The sequence below is a fragment of the Mammaliicoccus lentus genome (assembly GCF_002902755.1).
Classification (GTDB): Bacteria; Bacillota; Bacilli; order Staphylococcales; family Staphylococcaceae; genus Mammaliicoccus; species Mammaliicoccus lentus.
In genome coordinates, this window is record NZ_PPRS01000007.1 from 133,556 (window position 1) to 150,603 (window position 17,048).

Sequence of the window (17,048 nt, forward strand, 5' to 3'; positions counted from 1 at the left end):
TCCATGATCATTTAGTTAAACCATTGATGAAATCCTGAAAATTTCGAAACCACCAAATAATTTATCATACAAACTAAGAATATCATAATATTAGCAACTACTAATGTCTTAGTTTTAACAGTTTTTCTTACTCGTAGGAATAAATATATACCATATAGCAATAAGACAATTAATGATCCAATTACTTTTAAGTCCAACCAAATCTCACTACCAATAATGATTAGACCCCATTGTATTCCTAATATTAAACTTATTAACAAGACTAAGAAGCCTACTAAAGAAAATCTAAATACATTTTGCTCTAGCTGTTCAATGCTTCCCATTCTAAAAAACTTTTGGTTAAATGTCTTTTCTTTTAAATTTTTTCTTTGTAATAAGTATAAAATTGCATGTGATGTACTCAATGCAAAGATAACATAACTCAAAATCGCTAATGAAATATGAATGAGTAATAATTCATTCATCATGTTTGCGGCAGTATTTTCGGCATCATATTGTTCAGGTCTGAAAGTATGAATTGTTAAAAATACAAAACCAATTAAATTAATTATAAATACTGTTAAGTCAGTTGATTTAAAATAGTTTAAAACTAACGAAACTGTAATAATCATCCAGGTGTAAAAATAAAAACCTTCAAATAGGGTTAATATCGGAAATTGTTTAGTCGTAATGATATACATGCATAAAAAGATTGTTTGAAATATCCAAACAATCCCTAATGCATAGTAACCAAGTTTTCGTACTTTATTATTCTTTTGAATAAAATCATAAAAGTAACACCCTAAACATATCATATAGATGATTAAAACAACCTCATGCAAACGTACTGCAATTATATCTTGCATAGCATCACCATTTAATTAAATTAAGATTCAACTGTATTAGGCGTCAATTGAACTTGTTTAGATTCTTTCTTTGTTTCTGTTTTATTTTCATTTATTCTCTCAACTTCATTTGTAATGTTGAAGATTTCTTGGAATAATTCTAATTTTTCATCAGATTTTTTATCTGTTGATAATTCTTTAGCTTGTGTAATAGGATCTTTAAGTAACTGATTGACGATGCTCTTCATATGTTTAGAGATTACTTTACGTTCTCTTTCAGTCATGTCAGGTAATTTTCTCTCAATACTTGTCATTGTATCTTGTTGTATGTGAGAAGCTTTGTCTCTCAAAGCAGTTATTACTGGTACAACACCTAACATATTAACCCACTCTTCATGCTTATCAATTTCTTTAGCAATTAATAGTTCAATTTCACGCGCAGCTTTCTCACGTTCTGCTAAGTTTGCATCTACTAGACCATTTAAGTCGTCTACATCATAATTAAACATTAATTCTAAATCGTTAACTTCTGGATCAATGTCACGTGGAACAGCAATGTCGATAAGAACTAAAGGTTTATGCCTTCTAAATCTTTCAACATCTCTCATCATATCTTTTGTTAATACATATTGCTCAGCACTTGTTGAACTAATTACAATATCAGCTTCCATTAAAGAACATTGCAATTCGTTTATGCTTTTTGCTACACCTTTATATTGCATAGCTAAAGCCTCAGCTTTTGCAACAGTACGGTTTAAAACAGTTATATCTGTCACGCCACTACCGTTCAAATTCGCAACAGCTAATTCTGCCATCTCACCGGCACCTATGATTAACGCTTTTTTATTATCTAATCTGCCTAATACTTTTTTAGATAGTTCTACTGCAGCATAAGAAACTGAAACAGCATTAGATGCGATATCTGTTTCACTGTGAGCACGTTTAGCTAATGTAACTGCTTGTTTAAATAAACGATTAAACATCGTTCCAGTAGTTACTTCTGTTTGTGCAGTTTGGAAAGCGTCTTTCATTTGTCCTAAAATTTGAGTTTCACCTAATACCATAGAATCTAACCCAGATGTCACTCTGAATAGATGTTCTATTGCATCATTCTCAGTTAGAACATTTGTGTGCGTCTTAATTGTATCTAATGATTGATTAAACCAGTCAGCTAAAAATGATTGTATATAGTATCTGCCTGTGTGTATTTGATCTACTACGGCATATACTTCTGTCCTATTACATGTTGATAAGATTACACATTCTAATATAGATTTTTTGTTACTAAGAGTTACAAGCGCGTTTTCAATTTCTTGATCATTAAACGCTAATTTCTCGCGCATCGCAACGTCTGCAGTTTTATAGTTTACACTTACTACAACTACATGCACTTCTAACGCCCCCATTAATTTATGTCCAATGTCTTAATTATAACATTTCTAATCTAGGAATGTGAGGAATTTGTTTAAATAAATTGTGACAATAATGCCCAAATATTGTCCGTCTTGTCTTTATTTAATGAAGAATAACTAATTAATACGTCCTCAGATTCTATTTCCAGTGTTTCTCGAATAATTTTGAGATGTTTTTGAACTTTACCTTTTGGTATTTTGTCTTCCTTAGTAGCAACTATAATCGTAGGTATTTCAAAATGCTTTAAGTAATCGTACATCAATATATCATCTTGTGTAGGTTTGTGGCGTATATCTATAAGTTGTATTACACATTTAAGTTCTTTTCTCGTTGTTAAGTACTGTTCAATCATCTTGCCGAATTGTTCTCTTTGTTTTTTACTTACTTTAGCATAACCATATCCAGGCACATCTACAAATATTAATTGTTCATCAATGTTAAAAAAGTTTAAAGTTTGTGTTTTACCTGGTTTAGATGAAGTTCTCGCTACTTTTTTTCTAGAAATAAGTGTGTTAATAAATGTTGATTTACCTACATTTGATCTTCCACTTAATGCTATTTCAGGTAAGCCCGTTTCCGGATATTGCTTAGACTCTACTGCACTAATTATAATGTCTACATTATTTGGATTTATTTTCATTGTAATCTCCTACATCATTCGTTTCTTTTATTATAGCTTAAATCATTAAATAATTAAACATAGCAATGTAGTGAAACAACAAGCTCTTATTTTTAAAAAGTCTTTGTAATGTCAACACTGCTAAAGAAAGAGTCCGAGACAATTATCATGTCCCGGACTCTAGATTTTATAATTTAAGCTGATGTTTTTTCATCGTTTAATAAGTTACCTTCGCTATCATATAAGCTTGGGTTCTTATGATCTCTAATTGTCTCTTCAGTTATAACCACTTTCGTTACATCATCGCTTGATGGAATATCAAACATGATATCAATTAGAGCTTCTTCAATGATTGAACGAAGACCACGAGCACCAGTCTTGCGCTCTATAGCTAATTCACTGATAGCACCTAAAGCCTCATCAGAGAATTCAAGTTCTACATCGTCTAGCTCTAACATTTTAGTATATTGTTTAACTAAAGCATTTTTCGGTTTAGTTAAGATATTTTTAAGAGCTTCAACATCTAACGTATCTAAGTTAGCTACAATTGGAATACGACCAATAAATTCAGGAATTAAACCATATGACTGTAAGTCTTCAGGTCTAATTTGTGAAAGTAATGATTCTTCATCGCTGATTTCTTCTCCAGCACTACTAAAACCAATTACCTTTTCACCTAAACGACGTTTAATAACTTCATCGATACCATCAAAGGCACCACCAAGAATAAATAAGATATTTGTTGTATCAATTTGGATAAATTCTTGGTTAGGATGTTTTCTTCCTCCTTGAGGTGGTACGCTTGCTGTTGTACCTTCAAGAATTTTAAGAAGTGCTTGTTGAACACCTTCACCTGATACATCACGAGTTATTGAAGTATTTTCAGATTTACGTGCAATTTTGTCGATTTCATCCACATAGATGATTCCTTTTTCAGCACTTTCAACATCAAAGTCTGCAGCTTGAATTAATCTTAATAATATATTTTCAACGTCTTCACCAACGTAACCTGCTTCAGTTAAACTTGTAGCATCTGCAATTGCAAATGGAACATTTAATGATTTAGCTAATGTCTGAGCTAGTAATGTTTTACCACTACCAGTTGGACCTATTAGTGCAATATTACTTTTTTGTAATTCAATACCATCTTCACTTTCTGAAGGTTGTTGAACACGTTTGTAATGGTTATAAACAGCTACTGCTAATGATTTTTTAGCGCTTTCTTGACCAATTACATAGTCATTTAATTGCTCTAATATTTCTTTAGGTGTAGGAACTTCAGTAAATTGTTCTGGTTCTTGTGATTTTAACTCTTCTTCTACTATTTCTGAACAAAGTTCTATACATTCATTACAAATGTAAACACCACTACCAGCTACAAGTTTCTTAACTTGATCTTGTTCTTTACCACAGAAAGAACATTTTAAGTTTTCTTCACCATCGTTAAATTTAAACATTTTTACACCCCTATTCTTCTTCTAGACTATACTAAAAGTACTTTATTATTTCAAATTAAACGGGTTAAAAAAGAATAGTAGCAGAAATATTCTGCTACTATGATCTATTTTAATACCGAATAACGATTATGCTTCTTTAGATTCATTAACTAATAAGTCGATAACTTTTTGGATTTTTAGGTCATTAACTAAGATATCATTATTACCTAAAGTAGATTTAATATCTTCTACAGATAATCCGAATTGTTCACTCATTTTTGTTAACTCAGCTTCAACATCTTCGTCTGAAATTTCAATGTTCTCAGCATCCGCAATAGCTCTTAAAGTTAAATTAGTTTTAACACGTTTTTCAGCGTCTTCTTTCATTTGAGCTTTAAGTTCTTCTTCTGATTGTCCTGAGAATTGATAATATAAATCAAGGTTTAATCCTTGTTGAGAAATACGTTGTTCAAACTCTTGCATCATACGATCTAATTCAGTGTTAATCATAGCTTCTGGAATATCTACAGTAGCATTATCAGAAGCTTTTGTAATTGCTTCTTCTTTTTCAGTAGCGTCAGCTTGGTTAACTTTAGCTTCTTCTAAGTCTTTACGTAATTTTTCTTTATATTCATCAACTGTTTTTACAGATTCATCAAGTTCTTGAGCTAATTCATCATCTAATTCAGGAACTTCTTTACCTTTAACTTCGTTGATTTCTGTTTTGAAAGTAGCTTCTTTACCAGCTAATTCTTCAGCGTGGTATTCTTCAGGGAATGTGACAACAACATCTTTGCTATCATTAGCTTTAAGACCGATAAGTTGTTCTTCAAATCCTGGAATAAATGAACCTGAACCAATTTCAAGATCATAACCTTCAGCTTGTCCACCTTCAAAAGCTTCTCCATCAACATAGCCATCAAAGTTAATGTTAGCTACATCACCTTCAGCAATTTCACCATCTTTAACTGTTAATTCAGCTTGACGACTTACCGCATCATTTAAAGCTTCTTCGAATTCTTCGTCAGTTACTTCACGGTCTTGCTTTTCAATAGCTAAACCTTTGTATTCACCTAATTCTACTTCAGGTTCTACAGTTACAGTTGCTTCAAAGATAAGTTCTTTACCTTTTTCCATTTGTGTAACATCGATTTCTGGACGATCAACAGGGTTGATTTCTGCTTCCTCTACTGCATTACCATATGCTTCAGGTAAAATAAAATCTAAAGCATCTTGGTATAATGATTCAACACCAAATCTTTGTTCAAATAATGGTCTTGGCATTTTACCTTTACGGAAACCAGGCACATTAATTTGTTTAACAACTTTTTTGAATGCTTTGTCTAATCCTTTATCTACTTCTTCTTTTGGAACCGTAACAGTTAATAAACCTTGGTTGCCTTCTTTCTTTTCCCATGTTGCTGTCATGAATAAAAACCTCCGTGATTATCCTAATTTATTAATTTTCAACTCTTTAATTATAACATAGCTTTTCAATGTTTCAACTATAGTGTTTATATTCATTCAAATTTCTGAATAACGCCAATAAATTGTTCCCAATCATCTTGGCTCACACTTTCATAGTTAGCGTCTATATTAAGGCGTTCTGATAAAAGTTTCAAGTAACATGCTATTAAAACTTCATTTTTAATAGATTTAAATTCGATTGGATAAAGTAAAATGGCATGTTGATTTAATATAGAGTTACTTAATTCTATAGACGCTGGGCTATCTATTTCAAGTTGTTCAATAATTTTAGGTATAATATTTATTTTAAAATCTGTTCTTTCAATGCCACTAAGTTCTGTAGGAACAATAGCTATATTTGTATCTATTTTATTAAATTTAACTTCAGCTGACCATTCTCCCAAACGTAAATACTCTAATATTAAGCTTTGAACATTTGGATGTAACGGTTCATTCTCAATAATTTGAGCTAATGTTAAATTGAAAATACCTAGATGGTTATCTATTAAATCTATTAATAATTGCACTTGTTCCTCAAAGTTTGTATCTTTAAAAGTCTTTAAAATTTCTGAAGCTTTAAGTTTCCTTTGTTCTAGCTTATCTTTTGCTAAATCTTGCATTGGTATTAAAGTCATTCTTGTTGCATGGTCAATAGCTTCATCTTTAATTTGATTTATGATTTCCACTACAGTTTGATACTGTTCTAATTGAAATAGGCTTTCTACAAAATATATTACAACTTGTTCATATTGTTCGTGACCTTGGTTTAATAATATACTTGCTTCTTCTCTTAATTCTAGATAATGACCGCAAGACTTTAAAACTTCACATTTCATCAACGATAATTGTTCATCCATTTCAAAATGTTGTTCGTATGTTTCGAATGATTCATATGCTTTATCATATTCACCATCTTGCATTGAAGTTTTAATATTTGTAATTAATTGATTCTTTAATTTAGGAAATGGAATGATATCAGACAAGGTCACTCACCTCTTCTATATAAGCCGTCTATAATCAAGCTACTCCATGTTTCATAATTTTTATTATTCGCTAAATCTGATTGTTTAACCCAATTAATTTTCAAGGTATCAGTTTCTTTAGCTTCAACACTTGATTCATTTACTTTTAATTTGAAAACTAATCCGATGTGTACTTTACCAACTTCGTTTTGGTCGTCATTAATAAAGCCGATTAGTTCCATATTTTTAACATTTTCTTTATCAAGCCCTACTTCTTCTTCTAATTCTCTTTCTGCATTATCTCGAATCACTTCTTCTACATTTGTAGCATTTGGAACATCATTCATATGACCGCCTACACCAATAGAACTTAAGCCATGAAGTCTACCTTCTCCTCCACCTGTTAGTCGTTCATATACAAGTATTTCATCATTTTCATTTTCTAAAATACAATATGAAATAAGTTGTTTATATGAAGGATCTTCTTCCATGTCCCCACGTCTTTTAACTTCGTATTCATTAATTGTTTCATAAATGTATTTCGTTTCTTCATCTTGAATAGATTTAAAGCCATCAAATTGATAAGCTTCATCTTTAAAAATTGTCTTTCTAGGGACAACTGTAATCATTTCATCAAATTTAGACATAGTATTCTCCTTATAAGTTGTTCTTCTTTATTTTATCAAAGCGTATATAAGGCGTAAAGAAGATACCTTTATATTAAATTTAATCTTCTTTATAAAAAAAGAGTCCAGGACATGGTAAATGCCCCCGGACTCTATATATATTTATTATTTTGCTAAAGCATCTTTAGCTTTAGTAGCTAATTCAGCAAAAGCTTTTTCGTCTGAAATAGCGATTTCAGATAACATTTTACGGTTAACTTCGATACCAGCTAATTTAAGACCATTCATTAAACGGCTGTAACTGATGTCGTTTTGACGAGCCGCAGCGTTGATACGAGCAATCCATAATTTACGGAATTCACGTTTTTTCTGACGACGGTCACGGTAAGCATAGTTACCTGATTTCATAACTTGTTGCTTAGCAACTTTGTATAATGTATGTTTTGATCCAAAGTAACCTTTAGATAATTTTAAGACTTTTTTACGACGAGCTCTCGTCACTGTTCCACCTTTAACACGTGGCATGATAATTCCTCCTTGAACTGGACCATTAGTCCAATAAATTTATTATTTTACGTACGTTAACATTTGTTTAACTCGTTTTACATCTGATTTAGATACTAAAGTAGATTTACGTAATTGACGTTTAGCTTTAGTTGATTTGTTTGCGAATAAGTGTGAAGTAAACGCTCTAGAACGCTTTAATTGTCCTGAACCAGTTCTTTTAACACGTTTAGCTGCTCCGCGATGAGTTTTCATTTTAGGCATTGAGTTTTCCTCCTAGTATTTCGGTTTATTTTTCGTTTGTGATAGGCGCTAACATTAGGAACATTGAACGCCCTTCCATTTTAGGTCTTTGCTCAACTGTTGCTATATCTTTACAAGATTCTGCAAAGCGTTCAAGCACGCGTTGACCAATTTCTTTATGCGTAATCGCACGACCTCTAAATCTAATAGATACTTTAACTTTATCTTCTTTAGATAAGAATTTTTGAGCATGTTTTAGTTTAGTTTCAAAGTCGTGTTCTTCGATAGTTGGACTCAATCGAATTTCTTTAACATTAACAACTTTTTGCTTTTTACGAATTTCTTTTTCTTTTTTCTGTTGTTCGAATTTATATTTTCCGTAATCCATAATTCTTGCAACAGGTGGTTTAGCACCAGGTGCTACGATAACAACGTCTAAATCTACTCTTTCAGCCATTTCAATAGCTTCTTGTTTAGATTTAACACCTATCTGTTCACCATCTTGGCCAATTAGTCGAAGTTCTTTTGCGCGAATTCTGTCGTTAACTTGAGTCTGATCTTTAGCTATGGTTGACACCTCCTAGATTTTTACGAAGTCGTCCAAGAAAAAAAGAGCGAATGCATAAATGCACCCGCTCTTATCCATAAACATTAAAGGTTTATTTTTACCTGCTAACTGCTTAAAGCGTCACTACAGGTGAGAAGCGGGTATGCTTCTACTTGGTCCGTTTCGTATTCAACATGACCTATCATACCAACTATAAACCTTTATGTCAATATTTATTTAATATTCTTTTCGAATTCTTCCATATCAACATCTTGACTTAAGTCCACTTTTTCTAATGGAATTAATTTCGTTTTATATTTTAACTTATGGAAAATGTAAAATACTAAGAATACAGGAATACCCATATAAGTAATAAAAAATCTTCTAGGATCAAATTCACCCGTTTGTATAAAGTCTACATCTTGGCCTACTATGACAATCGCACATAATATAAATGCAAACAATGGACCAAATGGGAATAATTTAGCTTTATATTTTAGTTTTGTTTTATCATAATCTTGTAAATCAAAAGCTCTTCTAAATCTATAATGACTGATCGCAATACCTAACCAAGCAATGAAGCCTGTCATACCTGAAGCTGCGATAATATATTCATAAGCGCCACCACTTAAATGTTCTATTATAAATATTAATACAACTACAAATGCAGTAGCTATTAACGCTGTATAAGGTACACCAGCTTTATTTGTTTTTGAAAATACTGGTGAAGCCAATTTATCTTTACTCATTGAAAACAGCATTCTTACAGAAGCATACATACCTGAGTTGCCTGCTGATAATACTGAAGTTAAGATTACTGCATTCATAAATGAAGCTGCAAATGCTAATCCTGCATTTTCAAATACAAGCGTGAATGGCGATTTAGCAATTTCATCCCCACCCATTAGGTTCGGATTTGTGTACGGAATAATCATTCCTATTACAAATATAGCTAAAATGTAAAATAGTAATATTCTCCAAAACACTTGTTTAATTGCTTTCGGCACTGCTCTTTCAGGATTTTCAGATTCTCCTGCCGTAATACCAATAAGTTCTGTACCTTGGAATGAGAACCCTGCAACTAAGAATACTCCTAATGTTAATAAGAATGTATTCACATTTGAATCTCCTAGGAACGGTGCATCTCCTACAACAAAATTATCAAATCCTAAGTATTGACCACCTATAATACCAAATATCGTTAATAAACCGATACCGATAAAGATAATAACTGTTGCAACTTTAATAAATGCAAACCAGTACTCACTTTCACCATAAACTCTAACAGATAGTGCGTTAAGACCAAATATAATCAACATGAATATGATACTCCATAGCCATGAAGGTAATATTTCTAATGGTTCCCAATAGCTAATAACTTGAGAAGCAATTGTAATATCAGCTGCTACTGTAATAACCCAGTTAAACCAATAGTTCCAACCTAAAGCGAAACCTAATGATGGATCAACAAATCTTGTAGCATATGTACTAAATGATCCCGAAACTGGTAAATATGTTGCCATTTCTCCTAACGATGTCATAAGGAAGAAGACCATAATACCAACTACTGCATATGCTAATAATGCACCACCTGGTCCCGCGTCTCTTATAGCACCACCCGAAGTCATAAATAAACCTGTACCGATACAACCACCGATAGCAATCATAGAGATGTGTCTATCTTTTAACTTCCTTTGAATATTATTAGTTGTTTTTTCTTGCGACATTGATCTTTCCCTTTCTACAATTCCACAATAGAGCCACTAAAAAAGTCGCATACCCTATTCGATATGCGACCATATATGAACATTCCATACAAATTGGTAGCACATCACTTAGTGTGACAGTCCAGTATTTATTTAACACTGGCCCAATAAATAGCATTATGGTCACTATTTATTTCGGCAATATCCCCTTTCTACATTTCAACATATGTGCCATAACACTTCTGAATGTATAATCTTGAACATCGCAACCTCTAACTCATTACTGAGGAATATTAAATTAATTTTTACTATTAAACTATAACTGAAGAATCCGATTTTTTCAATAGCCTCTTATTTTTTCAAGCGAATTTCATCAACAAGATTCCAAATAAACTCGTCTTTTTCGACTGTTTTTGAATCTTTTGATCCATACTGTCTAACATTAACTTCTTGATTTTCTACTTCTTTGTCACCTACAACAAGCTGATAAGGTATTTTTTTCATTTGAGCTTCTCTTATTTTGTAGCCCATTTTTTCATTACGATCATCGATATGAACACGAACACCTTGTGATTTCAATTCATCTTGTAATAATCTAGCATAATCATAATGTAAATCTACGTTAACAGGTATAATTTCAACTTGATTTGGTGCTAACCACGTTGGGAATACACCTTTAGTTTCTTCTATTAAGAAAGCAGTGAAACGTTCCATAGTTGAAATAACACCTCTATGGATAACAACTGGACGGTGTTCATCTCCATCTTTACCAATATATGTTAAGTCAAAGCGTTCCGGTAATAGGAAATCAAGTTGCGCAGTTGATAAAGTTTCTTCTTTACCCATTGCAGTTTTCACTTGAACATCTAATTTAGGGCCGTAGAATGCCGCTTCACCAATCGCTTCTTCATATGGTAGTTCCATTTCATCTATTACTTCTTTCAATACTGCTTGAGCTCTATTCCACATTTCATCATCATCGAAGTATTTCTCTTTATCTTCAGGATCACGATAACTCAATCTGAAAGTATAGTCTTTGAATCCAAAGTCTTCGTAAACATCTAAAATCATGTTTACTACACGCTTAAATTCTTCTTTAATTTGATCTGGTCTAACAAAGATGTGCGCATCGTTTAAAGTCATACCACGAACACGTTGTAAACCTGATACTGCACCACTTGCTTCATATCTATGCATCATGCCTAATTCAGCAATACGTATAGGTAATTCACGATAAGAATGACGACTATTTTTATAAATCATCATGTGGTGTGGACAGTTCATAGGTCGTAAAACTAACGATTCATTACCTACATCCATAGGTGGGAACATGTCTTCTTGATAATGATCCCAATGACCTGATTTTTTATAGAAATCAACGTTAGCCATGATTGGTGTATAAACATGGTCATAACCCATACTTACTTCTTTATCTACAATATATCGCTCTAATTCACGTCTAATTACAGCACCATTTGGCAACCATAAAGGTAGTCCAGCGCCTACATCTTGGTTAGTTGTAAATAGTTCTAATTCTTTACCGATCTTCCTATGGTCACGTTCTTTTCTCTCTTCTAAAATTTTCAAGTGAGCTTTCAAATCTTTTTTATCGAAGAATGCAGTACCGTAAATACGTTGCAACATTTTGTTATTAGAATCGCCTCTCCAATAAGCCCCTGCAGTTGATAAAAGTTTAAATTCTTTAATTTTCGAAGTTGAAGGTACGTGTACACCTCTACATAAATCAGTAAATTCACCTTGTGAATATAGCGTTACATTTTCGTCTTCAGGTATAGCATCAATTAACTCTAATTTATATTCATCGTTTTTGAAAAATTCTTTAGCTTCATCTCTAGATACAACTTTACGTTCAATTTTGAAGTTTTCATTTACGATTTGTTTCATTTCCTTTTCGATCGTTTCGAAGTCGTCACTAGAAATTTTGTGTTCTGTATCTATATCATAGTAGAAGCCACCTTCAATGACTGGACCAACACCAAATTTCACATCTCCATATAATCTTTGCAATGCCTGTGCCATTAAATGTGCAGTCGAGTGTCTTAACACTTCTAAAGCTTCGTCACTACCAGGTGTTACAATTTCAATATCCCCATCTTCCTCTAAAGGTCTAGTTAAATCGACTAGTTGTCCATTGAATTTACCTGCTACTGCTTTTTTTCTTAACCCAGGGCTAATAGATTGAGCAATATCTTCAGTTGTTGTGCCTTGTTCAAATCCTTTCACATTGCCATCTGGAAATTTGATATTTATTTCGCTCATAACGACTTCCTCCTCATTAAAATTATTAAAGAACATAAAAAAGAGACCTCATCCAAAGGGACGAAATCTCTCGCGGTACCACCCTCATTAACGCAAACTTATTGTGTTTACGATAACTCTACATAAGATAACGGTCTTGAGCCGAATGTGGATTAACACATCATGTATGAGGGAGTAACCGAATATATCGCATTATCTCAATTTCAGCTAGATGAGACTCTCTGTGAATGCTAAATAGACGTCATGTCCTCTAAATTTAAATATTCATTTAAGATAATTCAATTATACAACTCTATTATAAAATATCAAGCTAAAATTACGCTCTATAGTTTTTGCCTTCAAGTTCATAGTCTTCAGTAATTGTCTTAATTCGTTCCATAATTCTACTTGCTTTCGTTATTTCAGCACCTTGTCTCGTTTTGCTCAAATGAAATTCTAATTCTTCAAAATTAAAGTTCGAGCTAAAGAAAGTCGGTAGTTTATGGACCATTCTATAATGTAATAACGGACCTAACACTTCATCCCTTACCCAAGGGGTTATTTCTTCCGCACCAATATCATCAAGCATTAATACTTTTGCTTCTCGAGCAGATTCAAATCTTTGGCTAAATGAACCATCATTAAAACCATTTTTTAATACTCTAATAAATTCTGGTAAATATATAATTGTTGAAGCTTGGTTTTTCAATTTCAATTGATTAGATATTGCACCAAGTATATATGATTTACCTGTTCCAAATGGACCGTGTATATAAAGTCCTTTAGTATCTTCACCATTCACTATTTTATTACAAATTTCCATAGCTTTTTTAATAATAGTCATTCTCGCTTCATTATCTACGTATATATCTTTAATTGTTGCCTGTAATGTTTCTTCAGGCATTTGAAAAGATGTTACTAAGTTAGATTGGAAGCGTTGTTCATCATGTTCTATTTTATTCGGGCACGGTAAATATCTAATTTTAATGTGATCATTTTGAATGTATAATTCTGGAACATGTCCTTTAACAAAGTTAATGCATTTATTGTAACAATCACATTTTTCACAACTTTTCGACTGGTCTTTAAATGCTTGCAGTTGATCTAAATCTCTATCTATCATAGCATTTGTCAATTCAGATTGATGTGCTTCTATAAATGCTTTCACTTCTTTATTGGCAAGTGTATCCCTTTTTATTTTATCTAGTCTTTTTTGAAAATCTTTATTTTGTTGCAAATGCTGCCCTAGCGGTTCCATCAATGATCACCTTCTTTCCAAAATGCTTCCATTTCTCTTTGTAGAGCTTTTTTTCTTTTTTCAAATTCTTCATCAGTTTCATCTTGTTGTTTATCATTATTGGCGCCGTCTTCTTTTTCTTCACTCGATTTTTGTTTTAATAGCCAATCCGGTGTTTTTTCAATCGATTTCAATTTATATGAATTATAATTACCTTTTTCTTGACGTTGCTTTTTCTTTTCTTTAGTTTTCTTTTCAAATTCTTTAATGTAATTATAAGCTTCCTCTGCTGAACTTAGCTTTAACTTCTTCCAGTTAGAAGCGATTTCCTCAATATAAGCTTTCGGTAATTGCATGTTGTTTTTGAACATAACATATTGTAATAATATGTTCATAACCCCGTAAGGTAATTTTTCTCTAGTAATGATTTCTTCTACAAGTCTTTTCTGTGCAACGGTTGGCTCAGATTCTGTAAACGAAGATAACATTTCAATAGGGCTTGTAGTATCTAATAATTCATACCAAGATAATAATGAGTTTACTTCTTCACTTGGTTGTTCATTTTGACTTGATGTTATACTACCTTGCTTTACTTCTAATGCTGGTAAAGCACCTTCATGCTCTATTTGATAAATTGACCGTGCGTGTTTCCTTAAATCCTCTAAAGAGATTGTTTGGTTCTCTGTTATAGATTTTAAAATGATAGATTTCATATCTACAGGTGTTATACCATATAATGTAGCAATTTGTATAATTACTTCTTTTGTCTTTTTATTTAAAATCTCTTTAGAAATTAAATGATTATTCAGTAATAACTCAAGCATTTCAAAATCGAATTTTACATCGGATAAATCCAAACCTTTGTTTTTAGCATCTTGTTGTATTTCTATTGAATCTGTAGGTGCTACTTGTGACATATTAGGCACTTTAAAAACATCTGTGAAAGTTTTGGTAACATCGTTATAATCTGAAGTAGAAACACTTTTATCTTTATATCTATTTTTCAAGGCAACAAATCTTGCCTTACCTATTTGTTGGTATAAAAAAACTGATAATAAAGGATCATTAAAGAATTGTTCAGTTGTAGCAGGTTGTTGTAACGAGTATATAAATGTTTGCTCTTGTTGGTTTACTTTCATAAAAGTTTTAATTAATCCAATACCTTCTAATAAATCTAACGAATCTCTAAAATTTGATAAATTAATTTTTAAATCATTCATAATTGTATAATGACTATAAGCGTCATGTTCATTATGAAAATTAAATTGTGATAAATATAAATAAACACCTATTGCATCAGTACCAATTAACGGCGTATATAAGCTAGTTAATATGTCTTGATGGACATGTGTGTAATTATAATTTGATTTCACGTAAAAGCCATCTCCAGGCTTTATACCACTAAAATATTCCGCCATTAATAATCACCTTACTTTCGGTCTTTCAAAATACCTTGCATTGATTGTAGCAATTGATCGACATCTTTGAACTCTCTGTATACAGACGCGAACCTTACATATGATACTTGATCAACATCCATTAAATGTTCCATTACTTTTTCTCCAATATCATTAGAAGATACTTCAGTAACTCCTTCAGCTCTTAAGTCTTTTTCAACTTGGTTTGTAATATCTTCTAGTTTTTGAAAAGCAACTGGTCTTTTTTCACATGAACGAACGAGACCATTTAATATTTTATCTCTATTAAAAGTTTGTCGAGCTCCATCTTTTTTAACTACTATTAAAGGTGATAGTTCAACTCTTTCGAATGTCGTGAAACGAAATCCACATGATTCACACTCTCTTCTTCTTCTTATAGCAGTCAGATCATCAGCGTGTCTTGAATCCACTACTTTAGAATTATCATATTTACAATTTGGACATCTCATTCGTTTCACCTCTCAGAACTTATATTTTCATACATAGATTATACAGTAGTTTCGGATATTTTTAAACGCTCACTACTTTACATTTGTAAATCATCAAATAAAAACACAATGCAAATTTCAAAATTCGCATTGTGTTTATTAAGTATATCAATTATGAAATTTTTTGTTCTTGTGTTTCAGTTAAAATGTTTGCCACTTGCTCAGCTAATTCAACAACTCTCATTGAATATCCCCATTCATTGTCATACCAAGCCAATACTTTAACTTTATTATCTCCAATGACCATCGTAGATTGTTCATCAACAATAGCTGAATGTGGATCAGTATTGAAATCAATTGAAACTAATGGTTCATCGCTTACAGCCATAATCCCTGCCAATTCTCCATTACTTGCTTCTCTTAATGCATCATTCACTTTTTCTATCGTTACATCAGTTTTCAAATCAACAACTAAATCAACTAAGGAAACGTTTGAAGTTGGTACTCTTAATGCCATACCATGCATTTTACCTTCTAATTCTGGTAATACGAGTGATAAAGCTTTTGCAGCTCCAGTCGAAGTTGGTATTATGCTGTCAGTACAAGAACGTGCTCTTCTTAAATCTTTATGCGGATTATCTAAGTTCTTTTGATCATTTGTAAAAGCATGAACGGTTGTCATTAAGCCATTTTCAATACCAAACTTATCATTTAAGGCTTTAGCTACAGGGCTTAAGCAATTTGTTGTACAAGAAGCATTTGAAATAATATCAAATTCTTTTAAATTAAGTTGATTATCATTTACACCTTTAACAATCGTTTGAACTTTTCCACCTTTAGCAGGACCAGTCAATATTACTTTTTTAGCACCTGCATCTATGTGTGAAACTGCTTTATCTCCATCGTTGAATTTGCCTGTTGCTTCAATAACAATATCAATATTTAATGTTCCCCATGGTAATAATTTAGGGTCTCTCTCTGACACTAATAAAATTTTATGATCATTTATTACAATTCCATCTTCAACTACTTTTATTTCTTCATCTAATTTGCCATGTGTTGAATCATACTTAATTAAATGTGCAATTGTTTCTGGCGGATAAGACGCATTTATCGCAACAATATTTAAATCATCAGATTTAAGTGCACCTCTTAATACCATTCTACCTATTCTTCCTAATCCGTTAATCGCAATATTTTTTTCATAATCGAGAACCCCTTTTAATGTGATATACTATTTGTTGCAATTAGTATATCACATTAAAATCGTATTGAAAACGTTTACTATTATGTTTTTGAAAATTTTATTTTTATTAATAAAACTATGTTATTAAGTAT

General features: G+C 31.9%; 16 protein-coding genes, 1 riboswitch and 1 other annotated feature. All 16 genes read right to left on the reverse strand.

The window, feature by feature from the left end:
• Window positions 1–11: 11 nt before the first annotated feature.
• The 16 genes from CD135_RS04220 to CD135_RS04295 all read right to left on the reverse strand — a co-directional run bounded on the left by CD135_RS04220 (window position 12) and on the right by CD135_RS04295 (window position 16,941).
• Window positions 12–845 carry a cytochrome C assembly family protein gene (locus CD135_RS04220; protein ID WP_016999292.1) on the reverse strand — a complete coding sequence of 278 codons (834 nt, stop codon included), beginning with the start codon at window positions 843–845 and terminating at the stop codon, window positions 12–14.
• Between the two features lie 20 nt (window positions 846–865).
• Entirely contained in the window at window positions 866–2,215 is a 1,350-nt protein-coding gene (gene hemA, locus CD135_RS04225; protein WP_103268883.1) for a glutamyl-tRNA reductase, read from the reverse strand.
• A 74-nt stretch (window positions 2,216–2,289) separates the two neighbouring features.
• Window positions 2,290–2,877 carry a ribosome biogenesis GTP-binding protein YihA/YsxC gene (yihA, locus tag CD135_RS04230; RefSeq protein ID WP_016999294.1) on the reverse strand — a complete coding sequence of 196 codons (588 nt, stop codon included), beginning with the start codon at window positions 2,875–2,877 and terminating at the stop codon, window positions 2,290–2,292.
• Between the two features lie 173 nt (window positions 2,878–3,050).
• On the reverse strand, window positions 3,051–4,313 hold the full coding sequence (clpX, locus tag CD135_RS04235) for an ATP-dependent Clp protease ATP-binding subunit ClpX (RefSeq protein WP_016999295.1): 1,263 nt from the start codon (window positions 4,311–4,313) through the stop codon (window positions 3,051–3,053).
• Window positions 4,314–4,439: 126 nt separating this feature from the next.
• Window positions 4,440–5,720, reverse strand: coding sequence for a trigger factor (gene tig, locus CD135_RS04240; RefSeq protein WP_016999296.1), 1,281 nt, complete (start codon window positions 5,718–5,720; stop codon window positions 4,440–4,442).
• A gap of 92 nt (window positions 5,721–5,812) precedes the next feature.
• The gene (locus CD135_RS04245; protein WP_103268884.1) at window positions 5,813–6,742 is read right to left on the reverse strand and encodes a hypothetical protein; all 930 of its coding nucleotides are present in this window, start codon (window positions 6,740–6,742) and stop codon (window positions 5,813–5,815) included.
• Between the two features lie 2 nt (window positions 6,743–6,744).
• Window positions 6,745–7,368: an NUDIX domain-containing protein gene (locus tag CD135_RS04250; protein WP_016999298.1), complete on the reverse strand. Its 624-nt coding sequence runs from the start codon at window positions 7,366–7,368 to the stop codon at window positions 6,745–6,747.
• 144 nt (window positions 7,369–7,512) lie between these two features.
• Window positions 7,513–7,872 (reverse strand): 50S ribosomal protein L20, encoded by a 360-nt coding sequence (gene rplT / locus CD135_RS04255; protein WP_016999299.1) that lies wholly within the window; start codon window positions 7,870–7,872, stop codon window positions 7,513–7,515.
• A gap of 42 nt (window positions 7,873–7,914) precedes the next feature.
• Window positions 7,915–8,115, reverse strand: coding sequence for a 50S ribosomal protein L35 (gene rpmI / locus CD135_RS04260; RefSeq protein WP_016999300.1), 201 nt, complete (start codon window positions 8,113–8,115; stop codon window positions 7,915–7,917).
• 25 nt (window positions 8,116–8,140) lie between these two features.
• Complete coding sequence (infC, locus tag CD135_RS04265) at window positions 8,141–8,671, reverse strand: translation initiation factor IF-3 (RefSeq protein WP_064204340.1); 531 nt, start codon at window positions 8,669–8,671, stop codon at window positions 8,141–8,143.
• Between the two features lie 23 nt (window positions 8,672–8,694).
• Window positions 8,695–8,822 (reverse strand) — a sequence feature (ribosomal protein L20 leader region).
• A gap of 52 nt (window positions 8,823–8,874) precedes the next feature.
• Window positions 8,875–10,368, reverse strand: a complete 1,494-nt coding sequence (locus CD135_RS04270; protein WP_064204341.1) for an amino acid permease — start codon at window positions 10,366–10,368, stop codon at window positions 8,875–8,877.
• A gap of 89 nt (window positions 10,369–10,457) precedes the next feature.
• Window positions 10,458–10,630, reverse strand: a riboswitch (Lysine riboswitch).
• 68 nt (window positions 10,631–10,698) lie between these two features.
• Window positions 10,699–12,627: a threonine--tRNA ligase gene (thrS, locus tag CD135_RS04275; RefSeq protein WP_016999302.1), complete on the reverse strand. Its 1,929-nt coding sequence runs from the start codon at window positions 12,625–12,627 to the stop codon at window positions 10,699–10,701.
• A gap of 316 nt (window positions 12,628–12,943) precedes the next feature.
• Window positions 12,944–13,864, reverse strand: a complete 921-nt coding sequence (gene dnaI, locus CD135_RS04280; protein WP_016999303.1) for a primosomal protein DnaI — start codon at window positions 13,862–13,864, stop codon at window positions 12,944–12,946.
• Window positions 13,864–15,261 carry a replication initiation and membrane attachment family protein gene (locus tag CD135_RS04285; RefSeq protein ID WP_016999304.1) on the reverse strand — a complete coding sequence of 466 codons (1,398 nt, stop codon included), beginning with the start codon at window positions 15,259–15,261 and terminating at the stop codon, window positions 13,864–13,866. The genes dnaI and CD135_RS04285 overlap by 1 nt, the downstream gene beginning before the upstream one ends.
• Before the next feature lie 11 nt (window positions 15,262–15,272).
• Window positions 15,273–15,731 carry a transcriptional regulator NrdR gene (gene nrdR, locus CD135_RS04290; RefSeq protein WP_016999305.1) on the reverse strand — a complete coding sequence of 153 codons (459 nt, stop codon included), beginning with the start codon at window positions 15,729–15,731 and terminating at the stop codon, window positions 15,273–15,275.
• Window positions 15,732–15,882: 151 nt separating this feature from the next.
• Window positions 15,883–16,941, reverse strand: a complete 1,059-nt coding sequence (locus CD135_RS04295; RefSeq protein ID WP_258027584.1) for a glyceraldehyde-3-phosphate dehydrogenase — start codon at window positions 16,939–16,941, stop codon at window positions 15,883–15,885.
• Window positions 16,942–17,048: the final 107 nt, after the last annotated feature.